At 72.0% G+C, this 20,864-nt stretch carries 14 protein-coding genes and 1 riboswitch; all 14 genes read left to right on the top strand.

Going from position 1 to position 20,864, the window contains the following annotated elements:
- The first annotated feature begins 51 nt into the window (after window positions 1-51).
- The 14 genes from RE027_RS08365 to pcaC all read left to right on the top strand — a co-directional run bounded on the left by RE027_RS08365 (window position 52) and on the right by pcaC (window position 20,821).
- Window positions 52-1,200, top strand: coding sequence for a GNAT family N-acetyltransferase (locus RE027_RS08365; protein ID WP_368807789.1), 1,149 nt, complete (start codon window positions 52-54; stop codon window positions 1,198-1,200).
- Window positions 1,201-1,489: 289 nt separating this feature from the next.
- The gene (rplJ, locus tag RE027_RS08360; protein ID WP_368807788.1) at window positions 1,490-2,014 is read left to right on the top strand and encodes a 50S ribosomal protein L10; all 525 of its coding nucleotides are present in this window, start codon (window positions 1,490-1,492) and stop codon (window positions 2,012-2,014) included.
- Window positions 2,015-2,110: 96 nt separating this feature from the next.
- The gene (gene rplL, locus RE027_RS08355; RefSeq protein ID WP_368807787.1) at window positions 2,111-2,494 is read left to right on the top strand and encodes a 50S ribosomal protein L7/L12; all 384 of its coding nucleotides are present in this window, start codon (window positions 2,111-2,113) and stop codon (window positions 2,492-2,494) included.
- A gap of 118 nt (window positions 2,495-2,612) precedes the next feature.
- Window positions 2,613-2,720, top strand: a riboswitch (glycine riboswitch).
- 163 nt (window positions 2,721-2,883) lie between these two features.
- The gene (gene gcvP / locus RE027_RS08350; protein WP_368807786.1) at window positions 2,884-5,745 is read left to right on the top strand and encodes an aminomethyl-transferring glycine dehydrogenase; all 2,862 of its coding nucleotides are present in this window, start codon (window positions 2,884-2,886) and stop codon (window positions 5,743-5,745) included.
- Window positions 5,742-6,851, top strand: a complete 1,110-nt coding sequence (gene gcvT / locus RE027_RS08345) for a glycine cleavage system aminomethyltransferase GcvT (protein WP_368807785.1) — start codon at window positions 5,742-5,744, stop codon at window positions 6,849-6,851. Before gcvP ends, gcvT begins: the two co-directional genes overlap by 4 nt.
- A gap of 254 nt (window positions 6,852-7,105) precedes the next feature.
- Window positions 7,106-10,615: a DNA-directed RNA polymerase subunit beta gene (gene rpoB / locus RE027_RS08340; RefSeq protein ID WP_368807784.1), complete on the top strand. Its 3,510-nt coding sequence runs from the start codon at window positions 7,106-7,108 to the stop codon at window positions 10,613-10,615.
- Window positions 10,616-10,677: 62 nt separating this feature from the next.
- On the top strand, window positions 10,678-14,562 hold the full coding sequence (locus tag RE027_RS08335; RefSeq protein WP_368807783.1) for a DNA-directed RNA polymerase subunit beta': 3,885 nt from the start codon (window positions 10,678-10,680) through the stop codon (window positions 14,560-14,562).
- Between the two features lie 149 nt (window positions 14,563-14,711).
- On the top strand, window positions 14,712-15,476 hold the full coding sequence (locus RE027_RS08330) for an IclR family transcriptional regulator (protein ID WP_368807782.1): 765 nt from the start codon (window positions 14,712-14,714) through the stop codon (window positions 15,474-15,476).
- Window positions 15,477-15,586: 110 nt separating this feature from the next.
- A complete protein-coding gene (locus RE027_RS08325; RefSeq protein ID WP_368807781.1) occupies window positions 15,587-16,783 on the top strand; it encodes a 4-hydroxybenzoate 3-monooxygenase in 1,197 nt (398 codons plus the stop codon).
- Window positions 16,784-16,930: 147 nt separating this feature from the next.
- A complete protein-coding gene (pcaH, locus tag RE027_RS08320; protein WP_368807780.1) occupies window positions 16,931-17,761 on the top strand; it encodes a protocatechuate 3,4-dioxygenase subunit beta in 831 nt (276 codons plus the stop codon).
- Window positions 17,751-18,335, top strand: a complete 585-nt coding sequence (gene pcaG / locus RE027_RS08315) for a protocatechuate 3,4-dioxygenase subunit alpha (protein WP_368807779.1) — start codon at window positions 17,751-17,753, stop codon at window positions 18,333-18,335. Before pcaH ends, pcaG begins: the two co-directional genes overlap by 11 nt.
- A gap of 124 nt (window positions 18,336-18,459) precedes the next feature.
- Entirely contained in the window at window positions 18,460-19,905 is a 1,446-nt protein-coding gene (locus RE027_RS08310; RefSeq protein WP_368807778.1) for a lyase family protein, read from the top strand.
- A complete protein-coding gene (locus tag RE027_RS08305) occupies window positions 19,902-20,393 on the top strand; it encodes an alpha/beta fold hydrolase (RefSeq protein WP_368807777.1) in 492 nt (163 codons plus the stop codon). Before RE027_RS08310 ends, RE027_RS08305 begins: the two co-directional genes overlap by 4 nt.
- The gene (gene pcaC, locus RE027_RS08300) at window positions 20,390-20,821 is read left to right on the top strand and encodes a 4-carboxymuconolactone decarboxylase (RefSeq protein ID WP_368807776.1); all 432 of its coding nucleotides are present in this window, start codon (window positions 20,390-20,392) and stop codon (window positions 20,819-20,821) included. The genes RE027_RS08305 and pcaC overlap by 4 nt, the downstream gene beginning before the upstream one ends.
- Window positions 20,822-20,864: the final 43 nt, after the last annotated feature.

The following is a 20,864-nucleotide window of genomic DNA, read 5'->3' as shown; positions in this document are numbered from 1 at the left end:
TCCACCCCACGCGAACCCGGGGGCACCGCCGCCCTCCGGAAGGGAGTCCCCGTGATCGAGCACCCCCCAGTGCGGATCGAGCAGATGCGCATCCCCGACGAGTTCGACGACGCCGCCCAGGAGCTGCTGGGCCGGGTGGCCGAGCTCGTGCGCCGGTCCCGGCAGCACGTCTGGGGGATCTCCGACCTCACCGGCGACGCCCAGGAGCTGTACCGGGACCTGCTGGACCCCTTCGAGCGGGTCGTCATCCTCCTGGCGTGGGTGGACGGCCGGCTCGCGGGCCGGGCCGAGGTCCGGATGCCGCTGGTCGCCCTCACCGGGTCCGCGCACATCACGGTGGACGTGGACCCCGAGGTCACCTCCCAGGGCACGGGCAGCGAGCTGCTGAGCGCGGCCGAGCAGCTCGCCGTGGGGGAGTCCCGCCGGCACCTGCGGATCCAGACGGAGCACCCCGGCCCCGAGGAGATCCAGGGCGACGGCAGCGTCACCGGGGTCTTCCCGGTGATCACCCCCGGCATGGTCGAGTGGGTCGACGCCGCGGACGGCTCCGGCCGTCTGCCCGTCTCCAACCGGCAGACGCGATTCGCCCTCAGCGCCGGGTACCGGCTCGAGTCCGTCAGCGACTTCGGCGTCCTGGAGGTCCCCCTGCCGCCCGCCCGGACGGAGGCCCTGCTGCGCGAGGTGGCGGCCTCGCCGGCGCCGGAGCCGTACCGGATCCACGTCTGGAGCGGGCCCGCCCCCGAGGACCGGCTCGACGAGTTCGCCGCGCTGCACTCGCGCATGGCCGCCGACTCGTTCCTGCCGCCGGTCGCCGCCGAGTCCGAGCCCTGGGACGCCGAGCGCGTGCGCCGGACCGAGCAGCTGCGCGCCGAGACGGGCAACCTCTCGCTGGTCGCCGTCGCCGAGCACGAGCGCACCGGCCGCCTCGTCGGGATGACCGAGATCGTCCTGACGGGGGACGAGTCGCCGATCGGGATGCAGGACGAGACCGTGGTGCTGCGCGAGCACCGCCGCCGGTGGATCGCCACCCGCCTGAAGCTGGCCAACCTGCAGCAGCTCGAGCGGCTGGCCCCGAGCGTGCGCACCGTGTACTCGTGGAGCCACAGCGGCGACGACCGGATGAGCCGGGTCAACAGCCGCCTGGGCTTCCGGGTCGCAGGGCGCAGCGGCGTGTGGTCCCGCGAGTTCCCGGCGGCCTGAACGGCGCGGGCGGGACCGATTTGGCCGGGGCGGGGGCCTCGGGTACTCTGGGAGGACCAAAGACCGCCGGTCGTGTTCTCCCCTGCCCCGCCTGCTCCGTTCAGGAGCGTGCGGAACCGGGGAGCAGCCGTAAGAGTTCCGCCAGGAACGGCCAGCGCAGGTGAACCAGCACAGTGAGCACGCCCGTGGAGCACGGGAAGTGTCACGGAGCCCCGGGCATCTGCGCGGGGCTTTTTCTGTGCCCGGGACCTTCCGGCAGCGCCCGGCATCGAAGACCGGAAGGAGTACCATGGCGAACCCGGAAAAGGCAGCCGCGGTCGCCGAGTTGAAGGAGCTGTTCTCCAACTCGGGCGCTGCTGTTCTGACTGAGTACCGCGGCCTCACCGTGGCCCAGCTCAAGGAGCTGCGCCGCTCGCTCGGTGAGAACGCCGAATACGCCGTGGTGAAGAACACGCTGACCGCGATCGCGGCCAAGGAGATGGGCATCGACGCGTTCGACGGCCAGCTCGCCGGCCCGAGCGCGATCGCCTTCATCTCGGGTGACCCCGTCGAGGCCGCCAAGAGCCTGCGTGACTTCGCCAAGGCGAACCCGCAGCTCGTCGTCAAGAGCGGTTACCTCGAGGGCAAGGCGCTCAGCGAGGCCGAGATCAAGCAGCTGGCGGACCTCGAGTCCCGTGAGGTCCTGCTGGCCAAGGTCGCCGGCGCGGCCCAGGCGTCGCTGTCCCAGGCCGCCGCGCTGTTCCAGGCCCCGCTGTCCAAGACCGTCCGCACGGCCGAGGCGCTGCGCGCCAAGGTCGAGGAGCAGGACGCCTAGGCAGCACCCGCCGCGAGGCACATTCTCACCACGGAACCAGACCGTCCCGCGCCGATGAACCCGGTCGGGGCACCACATCGAAAAGGAGCCACAACCATGGCCAAGCTCACCACCGACGAACTGATCGACGCGTTCAAGGAGCTCTCCCTCATCGAGCTCTCCGAGTTCGTCAAGGCGTTCGAGGAGACCTTCGACGTCACCGCCGCCGCCCCCGTGGCCGTGGCCGGTGCCGCCGCCCCCGCCGCCGCCGCCGAGGAGGCCGAGGAGCAGACCGAGTTCGACGTCGTCCTCGAGGCCGCCGGCGAGAAGAAGATCCAGGTCATCAAGGAGGTCCGCGCGCTGACCTCCCTCGGCCTCAAGGAGGCCAAGGACCTCGTGGACTCGGCCCCCAAGGCCGTCCTCGAGGGCGCCAACAAGGAGGCCGCGGACAAGGCCAAGGAGGCCCTCGAGGGCGCCGGCGCCACCGTCACCCTCAAGTAAGGTCCCCCAGGACCCGTTCTTCGCGAACGCTCCCACGAGGCCCCGGACGCACGCCGTCCGGGGCCTCGTGCCGTGCCGGGCGGCGTGTGGGACACTGGGTGCACAACACATCGGCCGCCCACGCGCAGCGGGAGAGTCCGACGCCGTCCGCCCCCGGACGGCGGGCGGCGCCGAAGGAGCAAATCCTCCCCGGGAATCTCTCAGGCACCCGTACCGCTGCGATCAGGCCACTCTGAAGAGGTCCTCCCGTCCGCGGCCACCGGCCCCGGGCGGGGGCCACCGACGGTGCAGGCCGGTCCCCGCCCGGGGCCGGTGAAAACTCTCAGGTCAGGCAACAGAGCGGGGAGGTCGGACGGGCCCCACCGGGCCTCGAACACGAGGAGCTGACCTTGTCCTTCCTTCCACGCCACCTCGGGCCGGACGCCGCCGAGACCGCCATCATGCTCGAGACCGTCGGCGCGACCGACCTCGAGGAGCTCGTCTCCCGCGCCGTCCCCACCACCATCGACTCGGACGAGCCCCTGCGGCTGCCCGCCCCGATGACCGAGCACGAGGCCCTCGCGGCCCTGCGCCGGATCGCCGCGAAGAACCGGGTGATGACACAGATGATCGGGCAGGGCTACGCCGAGACGGTCACCCCGCCCGCCCTGCGCCGCAACATCCTCGAGAACCCCTCCTGGTACACCTCCTACACCCCGTACCAGCCGGAGATCTCCCAGGGCCGGCTCGAGGCCCTGCTGACCTTCCAGAACGCCGTGATGGACCTCACGGGCCTGGACGTCGCGAACGCCTCCCTGCTGGACGAGGCCACCGCCGTGGCCGAGGCCGTGCTCATGATGCGGCGCGCCAACCGCAAGGCCACGAGCCGCCGCGTCGTGGTGGACTCCCGGACCCTGCCGCAGACCCTGGCCGTGCTGCGCGGGCGCTGCCAGGCGGTGGGCGTCGAGCTGGTCGTCGCGGACCTCGCCGAGGGCCTGCCCGAGGGCGAGTTCTTCGGCGTGGTCCTGACCCAGGTGGGCGTCGACGGCGACGTCGCCGTCCTGGCCGAGCGCACCGAGCAGGCCCACGCGCAGGGCGCCCTCGTGGCCGTCGCCACCGACCTGCTGGCCCTCACCCTCCTGCGCTCCCCGGGGGAGCAGGGCGCGGACATCGCCGTGGGCTCCGCCCAGCGCTTCGGGGTGCCCCTGTTCTTCGGCGGCCCCCACGCCGCCTTCATGGCCTGCCGCAAGGGCCTGGAGCGCAACCTGCCGGGCCGCCTGGTCGGCGTCTCGGTGGACTCCTCGGGCCGGCCCGCCTACCGCCTGGCGCTGCAGACCCGCGAGCAGCACATCCGCCGCGAGAAGGCCACCTCCAACATCTGCACCGCCCAGGCGCTGCTGGCCATCGTCGCCGGCGCCTACGCCGCCTACCACGGCGCGGACGGGCTGCGCGCCATCGCCGAGCGCGTGCACGGACTCGCCGCGCGGCTGGCCGCCGGGCTCAGCGCCGCCGGCGTGCCCGTGGTGCACGACCGGTTCTTCGACACCGTCCTGGCCGAGGTGCCGGGCCGCGCGGACGCCGTCGTGGCCGCCGCCGCGGAGCGCGGGATCAACGTGCGCCGGGCCGACGCCGACCACGTCTCCGTCTCGGTCGGGGAGCCCCACGACGAGGGCGACGTCGACGCGGTGCTCGCCGCCTTCGGGGCGCACGCCCCCGGGGACGGGGCCGCCGGGCCCGGCTGGGACCTGCCGGGCGCGCTGCTGCGCACCGACTCCTACCTCGCCCACCCGGTGTTCACCCTGCACCGCTCCGAGACCGCGATGATGCGCTGGCTGCGCTCCCTCGCGGACAAGGACCTGGCCCTGGACCGGACCATGATCCCGCTGGGCTCGTGCACCATGAAGCTCAACGCGGCCGCCGAGATGGAGCCCATCAGCTGGCCCGAGTTCGCCTCGATCCACCCGCTGGCGCCCGAGGACCAGACCGCCGGCTACCGGGAGCTCATCGCCCAGCTCGAGTCCTGGCTCACGGAGATCACCGGCTACGCCGCCGTGTCCGTCCAGCCCAACGCCGGGTCCCAGGGGGAGCTCGCCGGCCTGCTGGCGATCCACCGCTACCACCTCTCCCGCGGGGACGACCGGCGCAGGACCATCCTCATCCCGTCCTCGGCCCACGGCACCAACGCGGCGTCCGCGGTGCTCGCGGACCTGAAGGTCGTGGTCGTGGCCACCGCCGAGGACGGCTCCGTGGACCTGGACGACCTCGCCGCGAAGATCGACGCGGTGGGGGACGAGCTCGCGGGCATCATGATCACCTACCCCTCCACGCACGGCGTGTTCGAGGAGCAGGTCACCGCGGTGTGCGCGGCGGTGCACGACGCCGGGGGCCAGGTCTACGTGGACGGCGCCAATCTCAACGCCCTCATGGGCCTCGCCCGGCCCGGGCGCTTCGGCGGGGACGTCTCCCACCTGAACCTGCACAAGACCTTCTGCATCCCGCACGGCGGCGGCGGGCCCGGCGTCGGGCCCGTGGCGGTCGCGGAGCACCTCGTGCCGTTCCTGCCCGGGGACCCCGGCGCCGTGGACGCGGCGGCCGAGTCCTTCCCGGTCTCCCAGTCCCGCTACGGCTCGGCCGGGGTGCTCCCGATCTCCTGGATGTACATCGCCATGACCGGGGCGGAGGGGCTCACCGCGTCCTCGCGCACCGCGATCCTCAACGCGAACTACGTCTCCGCCCGGCTCGCGGACGTCTTCCCGACGCTCTACACCGGTCCCGGCGGCCTCGTGGCCCACGAGTGCATCCTCGACCTGCGCCCCCTCACCAAGGCGTCCGGGGTCACCGCCGAGGACGTGTGCAAGCGGCTGGTCGACTACGGCTTCCACGCCCCCACGCTCGCGTTCCCCGTGGCCGGGACACTCATGGTCGAGCCCACGGAGTCCGAGAACCTCGCCGAGCTCGACCGCTTCGTCGCCGCGATGCGGGCGATCCACGCCGAGATGCAGGCGGTGGCCGACGGGGAGGTCCCGCTCGAGGACTCCGTCCTGCGCCGCGCCCCGCACACCGCGGAGGTGCTCACGGCCGACGGGTGGGACCGCCCCTACCCGCGCTCCCAGGCCGCCTACCCGCTGCCCGAGCTGCGCCTGGCGAAGTACTGGGTGCCCGTGGGCCGGGTCGAGAACGCCGCCGGCGACCGCAACCTGGTCTGCAGCTGCCCGCCGATCGAGGCGTTCGCCGCCGCGGGCGCGACCCAGGACGCGGAGGCGGCCCGATGAGCCCCCGGACGACCCCGCTCGAGGCCGCCCACCGGGAGGCCGGTGCCGTGTTCACCGACTTCGGCGGCTGGCAGATGCCCCTCAAGTACGCCAACGACGTCGCCGAGCACCACGCGGTGCGCCGCGCCGCGGGGGTCTTCGACCTCTCCCACATGGGGGAGATCGCGGTCGAGGGCCCCGCGGCGGCCGCGTTCCTCGACGCGGCGCTCGTCTCCCGGATGAGCGCGCTGGCCCCCGGTCGGGCGAAGTACTCCCTCCTCGTCGACGAGGCCGGCCGTGTGCTCGACGACCTCATCACCTACCGCCTCGCGGAGGACCGCTTCCTCGTGGTGCCCAACGCGGCCAACGGGGAGGTCGTCCTGCGCGCCCTGCAGGAGCGCGCGGACGGCTCCGGCGCCGCGGTCGAGGACCGTACGGAGGCGACCGCCCTCGTGGCGGTCCAGGGTCCCGCCGCGCAGGACACGCTGCTCGCCGCCGGCGTCACCGACCCGGACGCCGTGCGCGGGCTGCGCTACTACGCGTGCGTGCCCACCGAGGTCGCCGGGGTGCCGGCGCTCGTGGCGCGCACCGGGTACACGGGAGAGGACGGCTTCGAGCTCTACACGGCCCCCGCGCACGCGCGCACCGTCTGGGACGCGCTGCTCGCGGCCGGGGAGGAGCACGGGGTCGTCCCCTCCGGGCTCGCCGCCCGGGACTCCCTGCGCCTGGAGGCGGGGATGCCGCTGTACGGCCACGAGCTCGGCCCGGAGACCACGCCGTTCGAGGCCGGGCTGGGCCGGCTCGTGGAGGCGGCGCTGCGGAGCAAGGACGACTTCGTGGGGCGCGCCGCCCTCGAGGCGCAGGCGGCCGAGCCGCCGGCCCGGGTGCTCGTGGGGCTCAAGGGCCTGACCCGCCGCCCGGTGCGCGCCGGCAACACGGTGCTCGCTGGGGAGGAGACGGTCGGCGAGGTCACCAGCGGCGTCCCGTCGCCGACCCTCGGCCACCCGGTGGCGATGGCCCTGCTGCGGCCGGACGCGCTGGAGCCGGGGGTCCCGCTCGAGGCCGACGTGCGGGGCCGCCGCGCCCCGGTCGAGGTCGTCGAGCTGCCCTTCTACCGCCGCGGCTGAGAGGCGGCTGAGACGGAGCACACGAAATTCCTCATCCTACGGCCGGTGGGCGCTCGCGTCCACCGGCCGTGTGGACAGACTCGTCTTTCGCGCCTATGCTGGATATTTGCGTTGTCCCTCATTCTGCGTGCCTTCATATAGCGGTGGGCGCCCCCGGGGAAGCGAACCCAGCAGGTCAGCATGCTGGCCCTCGCACCCGTAGACCCGATCGGGAACTGCGCGATTCAACTGCAGGTCTGTGGAAGGAATCCATCTTGGTCGCCTCGAGCACCGATTCGAACGTAACCGCTAACCGACCGGCCGACGGGAACATCCCGCGCCGCATCTCCTTCGCCAAGATCCATGAACCACTGGACGTGCCGAACCTGCTGGCCCTCCAGACGGACAGCTTCGACCGTCTCGTCGGCAACGAGCGCTGGCAGGCCCGTGTCCAGCAGGCCATCGAGACCGGGGAGCAGGGCATCGCCCGCACCTCCGGGCTCTCCGACATCTTCGAGGAGATCTCCCCGATCGAGGACTTCCAGGGCACCATGTCCCTGTCCTTCTCGGAGCCGGAGTTCTACGACCCGAAGTACACCATGGACGAGTGCAAGGACCGGGACGCCACCTACTCGGCGCCCCTGTACGTCAAGGCCGAGTTCATGAACAACAACACGGGCGAGATCAAGCAGCAGACCGTGTTCATGGGCGACTTCCCGCTGATGACGGAGAAGGGCACGTTCGTCATCAACGGCACCGAGCGTGTCGTGGTGTCCCAGCTCGTCCGCTCCCCGGGCGCCTACTTCGAGCGCGGTCAGGACCGCACCTCGGACAAGGACATCTACTCCGCGAAGATCATCCCCTCGCGCGGTGCCTGGTTCGAGCTCGAGATCGACAAGCGCGACCAGGTGGGCGTGCGCCTCGACCGCAAGCGCAAGCAGTCCGTGACCGTGCTGCTCAAGGCGCTGGGCTGGACCGAGTCCCACATCCTCGAGGAGTTCGGCGAGTTCGACTCGATCCGGGCGACTCTCGAGAAGGACACCGTGGACTCCCGCGAGGACGCGCTGCTGGACATCTACCGCAAGCTGCGCCCGGGGGAGCCGCCCACGGTCGACGCCGCGCAGTCGCTGCTGGACAACATGTACTTCAACTCCAAGCGCTACGACCTGGCCAAGGTGGGTCGCTACAAGATCAACCGGAAGCTGGGCCTGGACAAGGCGTTCGAGGACGAGGACGCCTCGGTGCTCTCGGTCGACGACATCGTCGCGATGATCCGCTACCTCGTGACCCTGCACGCCGGCGGCAGCACCATGAAGGGTGTGCGCAACGGTGAGCCCCGCGAGGTCGTCGTGGACGTCGACGACATCGACCACTTCGGCAACCGCCGCATCCGCGCGGTCGGCGAGCTGATCGAGAACCAGATCCGCACGGGCCTCTCGCGCATGGAGCGCGTGGTGCGCGAGCGCATGACCACCCAGGACGTCGAGGCGATCACCCCGCAGACCCTGATCAACATCCGTCCCGTCGTGGCGGCGATCAAGGAGTTCTTCGGCACCTCGCAGCTGTCGCAGTTCATGGACCAGAACAACCCGCTGGCGGGTCTGACCCACAAGCGGCGCCTGTCCGCGCTCGGCCCCGGCGGTCTCTCCCGCGACCGCGCCGGCATGGAGGTCCGTGACGTCCACCCGTCGCACTACGGCCGCATGTGCCCGATCGAGACCCCTGAGGGCTCGAACATCGGTCTCATCGGCTCGCTGGCGACCTACGGGCGGATCAACCCGTTCGGCTTCATCGAGACCCCGTACCGCAAGGTCGTGGACGGCGTGGTGACCGACGACGTCGAGTACCTCACCGCCGACGACGAGCGCGGCGTCACGATCGCGCAGGCCAACGCCCCGCTGACCACGGACAGCCGGTTCGCCGAGGACGCCGTGCTCGCGCGTGCCGCCGACGGCTCCGGCGAGGCCGTGCTGGTCGACCCGACCGCCGTGCAGTTCATGGACGTGTCCCCGCGCCAGATGGTGTCCGTGGCGACCGCCCTCATCCCGTACCTCGAGCACGACGACGCCAACCGTGCGCTGATGGGCGCCAACATGCAGCGCCAGGCCGTGCCGCTGCTCGAGTCCGAGGCCCCGCTCGTGGGCACCGGCATGGAGCGCTACGCGGCCCAGGACGCCGGCGACTCCGTGCTGGCGCGCAAGGCCGGCGTGGTCGAGGAGGTCTCGGCGAACCTCGTGCGCGTGCTCAACGACGACGGGACGACCACGGTCTACCCGATCAACAAGTTCACCCGCTCGAACCCGGGCAACACCTACAACCAGCGCGTGATCGTCTCCGAGGGCGAGCGCGTCGAGGAGCGCTCGGTCATCGCCGACGGCCCCTCGACGGACCAGGGCGAGCTCGCCCTGGGCAAGAACCTGCTCGTGGCCTACATGTCCTGGGAGGGCCTCAACTACGAGGACGCCATCATCCTCTCCCAGCGCATGGTCTCGGAGGACGTGCTTACCTCGATCCACATCGAGGAGCACGAGATCGACGCCCGCGACACCAAGCTGGGCGCCGAGGAGATCACGCGGGACATCCCCAACGTGTCCGAGGAGGTGCTGTCCGCCCTCGACGAGCGCGGCATCATCCACATCGGCGCGGAGGTCCAGGCCGGCGACATCCTGGTCGGCAAGGTCACGCCCAAGGGCGAGACGGAGCTGACCCCGGAGGAGCGGCTGCTGCGCGCGATCTTCGGCGAGAAGTCCCGCGAGGTCCGCGACACGTCCCTGAAGGTGCCCCACGGCGAGTCCGGCACCGTCATCGGCGTGCGGGTGTTCGACCGCGACGACGAGGACGACGACCTGCCCGCGGGCGTCAACCAGGTGGTCCGGGTGTACGTGGCGCAGAAGCGCAAGATCACGGACGGCGACAAGCTCGCCGGCCGGCACGGCAACAAGGGCGTCATCTCGAAGATCCTGCCGCTGGAGGACATGCCGTTCCTGGAGGACGGCACCCCGGTGGACATCATCCTCAACCCGCTGGGCGTGCCCGGCCGCATGAACCTGGGGCAGGTCCTCGAGGTGCACACCGGCTGGCTGGCGAAGCAGGGCTGGAACATCGAGGGCGACCCGGAGTGGCTGGACCGGCTGCCGAACTTCCCGAAGCAGTCGGGCCCCACGAACGTGGCGACCCCGGTGTTCGACGGCGCGAGCGAGGACGAGATCTTCGAGCTGCTCGACTCCACCAACCCGACCCGCGATGGCGTCCGCCTGATCGACCGGTCCGGCAAGGCGCGGCTGTTCGACGGCCGTTCCGGCGAGCCGTTCCCGGACCCGGTCTCGGTGGGCTACCAGTACATCCTGAAGCTGCACCACCTGGTGGACGACAAGATCCACGCGCGCTCTACCGGCCCGTACTCCATGATCACCCAGCAGCCGCTCGGCGGTAAGGCGCAGTTCGGCGGCCAGCGCTTCGGCGAGATGGAGGTCTGGGCGCTCGAGGCCTACGGCGCCGCCTACACGCTGCAGGAGCTGCTGACGGTCAAGTCCGACGACGTCCACGGGCGTGTGAAGGTCTACGAGGCCATCGTCAAGGGCGAGAACATCCCCGAGCCGGGTGTTCCCGAGTCCTTCAAGGTCCTCATCAAGGAGATGCAGTCGCTGTGCCTGAACGTCGAGGTGCTCTCGGCGGACGGCAACACCATCGAGATGCGCGACTCGGATGACGAGGTCTTCCGGGCGGCCGAGGAACTGGGCATCGATCTCTCTCACTCCGAGCCCAGCTCGGTCGAAGAGGTCTGAGACCCTCCGTTCCACCCCCGACGAGACTTCAACTTTTCTAGAGAAAGAGATAAAGGACCCTCATGTCCAACGAATCTTCACTAGGCCTCATGCGGATCGGTCTTGCGACCGCGGAGGACATCCGGACCTGGTCGTACGGCGAGGTCAAGAAGCCGGAGACCATCAACTACCGCACGCTCAAGCCGGAGAAGGACGGCCTGTTCTGCGAGAAGATCTTCGGTCCCACCCGGGACTGGGAGTGCTACTGCGGCAAGTACAAGCGCGTGCGCTACAAGGGCATCATCTGCGAGCGCTGCGGCGTGGAGGTCACCCGCGCCAAGGTGCGCCGTGAGCGCATGGGTCACATCGAGCTCGCCGCTCCCGTGACGCACATCTGGTACTTCAAGGGCGTCCCCTCGCGGCTGGGCTACCTGCTGGACCTGGCCCCGAAGGACCTCGAGAAGGTCATCTACTTCGCGGCATACATGATCACCTCGGTGGACGAGGACGCCCGGCACGACGACCTGCCCAACCTGCAGGCCGCCGTGGACCGCGAGAAGGCGCAGATGGAGTCCACCCGCGACGCCGACATCGCCGCGATCGCCCGCGACCTCGAGACCGAGCTGGGCCGCGTCGAGGAGGAGGGCGGCAAGGCCGCGGAGAAGCGCAAGCTCCGCGACTCCGCCGACCGCCAGATGGCCAACGTGCGCAAGCGCGCCAACGTGGAGATCGACCGCCTCGAGCAGGTCTGGGACCGGTTCAAGAACCTCAAGGTCAACGACCTCGAGGGCGACGAGGCGCTCTACCGCGTGATGGTGGACCGCTACGGCATGTACTTCGAGGGCTCGATGGGCGCCGAGGCGATCAAGAAGCGCCTGGAGACCTTCGACCTCGAGGCGGAGGCCGAGTCCCTGCGCGAGACCATCGCCACCGGCAAGGGCCAGCGCAAGACCCGCGCCCTGAAGCGGCTGAAGGTCGTCAACGCGTTCCTGACCACGGACAACTCCCCGCTGGGCATGGTCCTGGACGCCGTCCCGGTGATCCCGCCGGAACTGCGCCCCATGGTCCAGCTCGACGGCGGACGCTTCGCCACCTCGGACCTCAACGACCTCTACCGGCGCGTGATCAACCGCAACAACCGCCTCAAGCGGCTGCTGGACCTGGGCGCCCCGGAGATCATCGTCAACAACGAGAAGCGGATGCTCCAGGAGGCCGTGGACTCGCTGTTCGACAACGGCCGCCGCGGCCGCCCGGTCACCGGGCCCGGCAACCGCGCGCTGAAGTCGCTGTCCGACATGCTCAAGGGCAAGCAGGGCCGGTTCCGCCAGAACCTGCTCGGCAAGCGCGTCGACTACTCCGGCCGTTCGGTCATCGTGGTCGGCCCGCAGCTGAAGCTGCACCAGTGCGGCCTGCCCAAGCAGATGGCGCTCGAGCTGTTCAAGCCCTTCGTGATGAAGCGGCTCGTGGACCTCAACCACGCGCAGAACATCAAGTCGGCCAAGCGCATGGTCGAGCGCTACCGCCCCCAGGTGTGGGACGTGCTGGAGGAGGTCATCACCGAGCACCCCGTGCTGCTCAACCGTGCCCCCACCCTGCACCGTCTGGGCATCCAGGCGTTCGAGCCGCAGCTCGTCGAGGGCAAGGCCATCCAGCTCCACCCGCTCGTGTGCGGCGCGTTCAACGCCGACTTCGACGGCGACCAGATGGCCGTGCACCTGCCCCTGTCCCCGGAGGCCCAGGCCGAGGCGCGCATCCTGATGCTGTCCTCGAACAACATCCTGAAGCCCTCGGACGGCAAGCCGATCGCCCTGCCCTCGCAGGACATGATCATCGGCCTCTACCACCTCACCACGGTGCGGGAGGGCGAGACGGGCGAGGGGCGCAGCTTCTCGTCGGTGGCCGAGGCGATCATGGCGCACGACGCCCGTCAGCTGCACCTGAACGCGCTGTGCCGGATCGAGCTGGACCACTTCGTGCCGTTCGAGGGCTGGGAGGCGCCCGAGGGCTGGGAGCCGGGTCAGCCCGTCCTGGTCGAGACCACCCTGGGCCGCGTGCTCTTCAACGACACCCTGCCCGAGGACTACCCCTGGGACGAGGCCGTCGCCGACAAGAAGCACCTGTCCGCGCTGGTCAACGACCTCGCGGAGCGGTACCCGATGGTGACCGTCGCGCACACGCTGGACGAGCTCAAGGACGCCGGTTTCCACTGGGCGGCCCGCTCGGGCGTGACCGTGGCGATCTCCGACATCGCGACCCCGCCGGAGAAGCCCGCCATCATGGAGGGCTACGAGGCGCAGGCCGCGAAGATCCAGGGCCAGTACGACCGCGGTCTGATCGACGACGACGAGCGCCGCTCGGAGCTCATCGACATCTGGACCAAGGCCACGGACGAGGTCGCCCAGGCGATGCAGGCCAACCTCTCGCCGCTGAACACCATCAACCGCATGGTGTCCTCCGGCGCCCGAGGCAACTGGATGCAGGTGCGCCAGATCGCCGGCATCCGCGGGCTCGTGTCCAACCCGAAGGGCGAGATCATGCCCCGCCCGATCAAGTCCTCGTACCGCGAGGGCCTGTCGGTGCTGGAGTACTTCATCGCGACCCACGGTGCCCGCAAGGGTCTGGCCGACACCGCGCTGCGCACGGCGAACTCGGGCTACCTGACCCGTCGTCTCGTGGACGTCTCCCAGGACGTCATCGTGCGGGAGGCGGACTGCATGACGGAGCGCGGCCTGAACCTGCCGATCGCCGACGTGCTGGAGGGCGGCGCCCGCACGCTGCACGAGGACATCGAGAACACGGTGCACGGCCGCGTGCTCGCGGTGGACGTGGTGGACCCGAACGGCGAGATCCTGGCCGAGGCCGGCACGGACCTCTCCGACCCGCTGATCCACGCCCTGTTCGCGGGCGGGGCCGACACGGTGCGCGTGCGCTCCGTGCTGACCTGCGAGTCCGCGGTGGGCGTGTGCGCGGCGTGCTACGGCCGCTCGCTGGCGTCCAACCAGCTCGTGGACATCGGCGAGGCGGTGGGCATCATCGCCGCGCAGTCGATCGGCGAGCCGGGCACGCAGCTCACGATGCGCACCTTCCACACCGGTGGTGTCGCGTCCTCGGACGGTGACATCACCCAGGGTCTGCCCCGTATCCAGGAGCTCTTCGAGGCTCGCACGCCCAAGGGCGTCGCGCCGATCTCGGAGGTCGCCGGGCGCGTGAGCCTCGAGGACACCGAGAAGTCGCTGAAGATCGTCGTGACCCCGGACAACGGGGACGAGGCGATCGGCTACCCGGTGCTGCGCCGCGCGAAGCTGCTGGTCACCGAGGGCGACCACGTCGAGGTCGGCCAGCAGCTGGTCTCCGGTGCGGTCGACCCCAAGGAGGTGCTGCGCATCCGCGGTCCGCGGCAGGCGCAGAAGCACCTCGTGGACGAGGTCCAGCGCGTGTACCGCTCGCAGGGCGTGGGCATCCACGACAAGCACGTCGAGGTCATCGTGCGGCAGATGCTGCGCCGCGTGACGATCATCGAGTCCGGCGAGACGAACCTGCTGCCGGGCGAGCTCGTCGAGAACGTCCGCTTCCTGGAGGCCAACCGGAAGGCCGTGGCCGAGACCGCCCGTCCCGCCGCCGGCCGCCCGGAGCTGATGGGCATCACGAAGGCCTCGCTGGCCACCGACTCGTGGCTGTCGGCCGCGTCCTTCCAGGAGACCACCCGCGTGCTCACGCAGGCGGCCATGGAGGGCAAGTCCGATCCGCTGCTCGGCCTCAAGGAGAACGTGATCATCGGCAAGCTGATCCCGGCCGGCACCGGACTCGCGCGGTACAACAACATCGACGTGGAGCCGACGGACGAGGCGAAGGCCTCCCTGTTCACGGAGCCGGGCTCGTTCTCGGACTTCAGCTACGCGGAGGAGAACTCCTCGCCCGCCGAGTTCCAGGCGATCCCCCTGGAGGACTACGACTTCGGCTCCAACTGAGGTCGGCGTCCCTGGAGGACGTGATCACGCGGTGATCACCACGGCAGCCCCGTCCCGGAGGAACACCTCCGGGGCGGGGCTGCCGCCGTTGCACGGCAGGGCAGAGCCCGGCGCGCTGCCCCGGACCCGGGAAGGACCCTGTCGGCACCATGGCGAACTCACCCACCGGCGAGTCCGTGCTCCAGCGCGCGGACCGCATCCTCGCGGCGTTCACGGCGGAGGAGCCCCGGCTGACGGGGGCGCGGATCGCCGCCCTCGCGGGCCTGCCCCCCGCCACGGCCCACCGGCTGGTGCGGGACATGGCCCGCCGGGGGTGGCTCGACCGGGTCGAGGGCGGGCGCTACATCGTCGGCACCCGGCTGTGGGAGCTGGCGAACCGGTCCTCCCGGGAGCTCGGGCTGGCCCAGGCCGCCCGCCCGTTCATGGGGGACCTCCACGCGGTGCTGCGCCAGCACGTGCAGCTCGGCGTCGTGGAGGGCCGGGAGGTGCTGCTCGTGGAGCGGCTCTCGCACCCGCGGGCCGTGCTGGTCCGTTCGGCCGTGGCGGGCCGCCTGCCCCTGCACCTCTCGGCCACGGGCCTCGTCCTGCTCGCGCACGCTCCCCGGGACGTCCAGGAGGCGTACCTGCAGGGCCCGATCCCGGCCGTCACCGAGTTCTCGCCCACTGACCCGCGGGTGCTCGCGGAGGAGCTCGGGCGCGTCCGGACCGCCGGCCACGCCCTCCAGACGGGCTACCTCGAGCCCGGCACGGCGGGCATCGCCGTCCCGGTGCGCAGCCGCGGCGAGCAGGTCGTGGCAGGGCTGGGCGTGATCACCCCCGCCGGGGACCCGGCCGCGCGGGCCGGGGCCGTCGTCCAGGCCCTGCACACCGCCGCCCACGGCATCCGGCGCACCCTGCGGGACACCGGCCGCTGAGCGCACCCACCACCCCTCCGCGGGCGTCCCGTTGAACGGGAGGAGTGTGGTGGCGCCCACGGGGCGCTGGGACACTGGACACGATTCCCTCCGTCCCACCAGGAGCACGCATGAGCGCAGAGCGCACCGTCGTCCCGACCCAGGTCGGCATCGTCGGCGCCGGACCGGCGGGGCTGATGCTGGCGCACCTCCTCGGCCGGGCCGGGATCGACAGCATCGTGGTGGAGAAGCGCGACAGGGACACCATCCACGCCACCCACCGGGCCGGCATCCTGGAGGCCGCCACGGTGCGGATGCTCACCGAGTCCGGCGTCGACGGAAGGGTGCTCACCGAGGGCCACGAGCACGAGGGCACCGTGCTGCGCTTCCAGGGCGAGAGCCACCGCATCGACTTCCAGGGCCTCGTCGGCCACTCCGTGTGGCTGTACCCCCAGAACGAGGTGTTCCGGGACCTGGCCGCGGCGCGGGAGCGCGACGGCGGGGACGTCCGCTGGTCGGTGCGCGACACCGAGGTGGTGGACCTGACGAGCGACCGGCCGGGCATCCGCTTCACCGACGCCGATGGCGAGGACTTCGAGATCCGCTGCGAGGTCCTCGTGGGCGCCGACGGCTCGCAGGGCGTCTGCCGCCGCTCGATCCCCGAGCACGAGCGCACCGACCACTTCGTCGAGTACCCCTTCGCGTGGTTCGGCATCCTCGCCGAGGCCCCGCCGAGCGCCCCCGAGCTCGTCTACGCCACCTCCGAGCACGGCTTCGCCCTGATCTCCTCGCGCAGCGAGAGCGTGCAGCGCATGTACTTCCAGTGCGACCCGGACGAGGACGTCGACGACTGGGACGACGAGCGGATCTGGGCCGAGCTGCAGCGCCGCGTGGACGGCCCGGACGGCCTGCGGCTGGAGCAGGGCCCGATCTTCGACAGGACCGTGCTGAGGTTCCGCTCCTACGTCTGCGAACCGCTGCGCCACGGCAACCTGTTCCTCGTGGGCGACGCCGGGCACACCGTGCCCCCGACCGGTGCGAAGGGCCTGAACCTGGCCTTCTGCGACGTCCGCGTCCTGGCGCCGGCCCTGGTCGACTTCTTCGGCACCGGCGACGCGTCCGGGCTCGCCGGGTACTCCGCGACCGCCCTCGAGCGGGTGTGGAAGGCGCAGAACTTCTCCTACTGGGCGACCAACCTCCTGCACGCCCAGCCGGGGGAGAACCCCTTCCACCGGAAGCGCCGGCTCGGGGAGCTCAGGGCGATCACCACCTCCGCGCGCGGTGCAGCCTACTTCGCGGAGTCCTACACGGGCTGGCCCGAGGACTGAGCCCCCGCCGCTGGCCGGACGACCCGCCCAAGAGTTCGCATCATGAACACATGTGCGAATGACGTACTCGATGGGCTATCGTCGGAGAGTCCTCCGGCGGGACGAGGGTCCGGTGCGGCAGCCACCCTGCAACAGAGGAGCTGAACCATGGCAGAGGAAGACCGGGACGCGCTCGACGGCGGCTTCGCGCCGGTCGCGTGGAGCAGGGGCGCCGACGACGCGGCGGACACCCAGGCCGACCTCGACCGGGAGATGGCCCGGATCCACGAGGAGTACGAGTCCTCCGGTGCGGTCGAGACGCAGCCGCGCCTGGACTACGCGCCGTACCGCAGCTCGGTCCTGCGCCACCCGACCAAGGACCTGCACCACGCGGACCCGGAGACCATCGAGCTCCACGCCCCCGCCTTCGGCGAGCGGGACGTGCACGCCCTCGAGTCGGACCTGACCGTCCAGTCCGGCGGGGAGCCGATCGGGGAGCGGATCAAGATCCGGGGGCGTGTCCTGGACGGTGACGGCCGCCCGGTGCGCCGTCAGCTCGTGGAGATCTGGCAGGCCAACGCGGCCGGGCGCTACCTGCACCAGCGGGACCAGCACCCGGCGCCGATCGACCCGAACTTCACGGGCGTGGGCCGGTGCCTGACCGGCGAGGACGGCTCCTACGAGTTCGTCACCATCAAGCCCGGCCCGTACCCCTGGAAGAACCACCGCAACGCGTGGCGGCCCGCGCACGTGCACTTCTCCCTGTTCGGCACCGACTTCACCCAGCGGATGATCACCCAGATGTACTTCCCGTCCGACCCGCTGTTCGCCCTCGACCCGATCTTCCGCACGATCGTGGACCCGAAGGCCCGGGAGCGGCTCGTGGCGCGCTACGACCACGAGGTCTCCGAGCACGAGTGGCTGCTCGGCTACAGCTGGGACATCGTGCTCACAGGCTCCCACCGCACCTGGACGGAGGGCGACTCCGATGCCCGATGACTCCTCGACCACCCAGCTCACGGCCACGCCCGGGCAGACCGTGGGGCCGTTCTTCGGCGACGCGTTGCCCTACGAGGGGGGAGAGCTGCTCGTGCCGCTGGCGCACCCGCGGGCGGTGCGCCTGCACGGCGTGGTCACCGACGGCGCTGGCGCCGTCGTCCCCGACGCGCTGCTGGAGATCTGGCAGGCCGACGAGCAGGGCAACGTCCCCACCGCGGACGGCTCCCTCGTGCGCGACGGCTACACCTTCACCGGCTTCGGCCGCGCCGCCGTGGACAACGTGGGGCACTACACGTTCACCACGCTGAATCCGGGCCCGACCGAATCGGGCAAGGCCGCCTTCATCGCCCTGACGCTCTTCGGCCGTGGGGTGACCAACCGGCTGTTCACCCGCGTCTACCTGCCGGAGGACACCCGGGCCCTGGCCGCCGACCCGCTGCTGGCCTCGCTGCCGGAGGACCGGCGCCGCACCCTGATCGCCGAGCGGGAGGCCGACGGCTCCCTGCGCTTCGACGTCCGGCTCCAGGGGGAGGGGGAGACCGTCTTCCTCGCCTACCCCCGCCACGAGACGTGACCCGCCCGTGCGGGGGCCGTGCCCGGCCGGGGCCCCCGCGCGCCGTGCCGGGACCGCGCACCGGGCGACCGCACACCGGTCGTCCGCAGACCCACAGCCCGGACGAGTCCCCAGGAGGATCCGCATGACCGACACCGGACTGCTCGACCCCGGAACCCACCGCGGCGCCGCCGCCACGGACGACACCGCGGTGCTCCAGGCGCTGCTCGACGCCGAGGCCGCCTGGGTCGCCGCCCAGGCCGCGGCCGGTCTCGCCCCGGCGGGCGCCGCCGACGCGGCCCGGGCGGCCGCCCGCGCCGCCGACTACGACGCCGCGGACCTCGCCCGGCGCGCCGAGGGCGGCGGCAACCCGGTGATCCCGCTGCTGGCCGACTACCGCCGCCGCCTGGGCGAGCTGGACCCGGACGCCGTGCGCTTCGTCCACCGCGGGCTCACCAGCCAGGACGTCATGGACACCGCCATGATGCTGCTCGTGCGACGGGCCTGCGCGCCCCTGACCCGGGACCTGCGTGCGACGCAGGACGCGCTGGCCCGCCTGGCCGGTGAGCACCGCGGCACAGTCGTGGTCGCCCGGACCCTCACCCAGCACGCCCTGCCCACCACCTTCGGGCTCAAGGCCGCCGGCTGGCTCGCCGGGCTGCAGGAGCTCGACGAGGACCTCACCGCGCTCGTCCGGCCCCCGCTGTCCTACGGCGGAGCCGCCGGGACCCTCGCCGGGAGCCTCGCCCTCTTCCCCGGTGCTCCCGACGCCGCGGAGCGGGCCCTGGGCCTCGCCCGCGCCTGGGCCGGGCAGCTCGGGCTGGGTCTGCCGCCCCACGTCTGGCACACCACGCGCCGGCCCGTGCTGCGCGCCGCGCAGACCTTCGCGGGCGTCTGCGCGGTGCTGGGCCGGATCGCCAACGACGTGCTGCTGCTCTCCCGGCCCGAGCTGGGCGAGCTGCGCGAGCCGGCCGCCGAGGGCCGGGGCGTGTCCTCGGCCATGCCGCAGAAGCAGAACCCCGTGCTCTCCGTGCTGCTCAAGCGCACCGCGCTGACCGCCCCGCAGCTCGTGGCGCAGGTCCACGTCGCGGCCTCCGCCTTCGTCGACGAGCGCCCGGACGGCGCCTGGCAGGCCGAGTGGCCCGCGCTGCGCGAGCTCGCCCGGCTCGCGGTCGCGGCGTCGTCGCACGCGGCCGAGCTCACGACCGGCCTCGTCGTGGACCCCTCCCGGATGCGCGCCAACCTCGACGCCGCGGGCCCGGCCGTGCTCGCCGAGCGGATCAGTGCCGTGCTCGCCCCGCTGCTGGCGCCCGCTGCCGACGGAGCCACGGGCAAGCAGCAGGTCCAGGCGGTGGTGCGGGAGCACGCCACCGACCCGGCCGGCATGCTCGACGCCCTCGTACGCCTCGGTGCGGGCACCGCCCTGCCCGACGGGAGACCGGTCGACGAGGACGTCGTGGCCGGGCTGCTCGAGCCCGCCGGCTACCTCGGCGCCAACGACCTGCTGATCGACCGCGTGCTCGAGCGCCACCGCCGCGCCGCGGGCGACCGCCCGGGCCCGGTCCGCCCGACCCCAGGAGCACCCGCATGAGCGTTCCCGTCCCGACCCTCGTGGAGTTCACCGGGCGCCCCGCGCCCTCGGCGCACGCGCCCCTGGTCGTGCTCGGCCCCTCCCTGGGCACCTCGGTCAGCTCCCTCTGGTCGGCCGCCGCCCGCGCGCTCGAGGGCGAGCACCGGGTGGTCGGGTGGGACCTGCCCGGCCACGGGGCCTCGGCGCCCACGACCGAGCCGTGCACCATGGCCGAGCCGGCGCAGGGGGCGCTCGAGGCCGTGGACCGGTTGCCGTCCCCGGCCGGGGTCGAACACGAACGACCGTTCTACTACGCGGGCAACTCCGTCGGCCAGCAGCTGCTGCTGGACGCCCCCGGCCGGGTGCGCGCCGCGGTCACCGGCGGCCGCGCCGCCGTGCTCGCGGGGGCTACGCACCTGCTCCCCGCCGAGGCCCCCCAGGAGGTCGCCCGCCTGCCGGCCGGGCACTTCGCCTCCGCCCCGATCCCGTCCGAAGGAGCACGAGCATGAGCAGCGATCCCCGCCGCACCGAGCAGCAGGCCCACGCCGAGGGCATGGCCGTGCGCCGGGCGGTCCTCTCCGACGCCCACGTGGACCGCGCCGAGGCCGGCAAGGACGCGTTCACCGCGGAGTTCCAGGACTTCATCACCCGCTACGCTTGGGGCGAGATCTGGACCCGGCCCGGCCTGGACCGGCGGACCCGCAGCGCGGTAACCCTCACCGCGCTCATCGCCGCCGGGCACTGGGAGGAGTTCGAGATGCACGTGCGCGCCGCACTGGGCAACGGCCTGACGCGCGAGGAGATCCAGGAGATCCTGCTGCAGTCCGCGATCTACCTCTCCGTGCCCTCCGCCGCCAACGCCTTCAAGCACGCCCGGCAGGTCCTCGACGCCCTCGACGCCGAGAACGCCGGCGGGCCCACGCCGCCGACTCCTTGACCTCCCCATCCCGACATCCCGGAACCGACGAGCAACGACGCAG

Origin of the sequence: Kocuria sabuli, assembly GCF_040981185.1 — a bacterium.
GTDB lineage: Bacteria > Actinomycetota > Actinomycetes > Actinomycetales > Micrococcaceae > Kocuria > Kocuria sabuli.
Note: the sequence above shows the minus strand (reverse complement) of the source record. Positions and strands in the feature narration are given on the sequence as shown.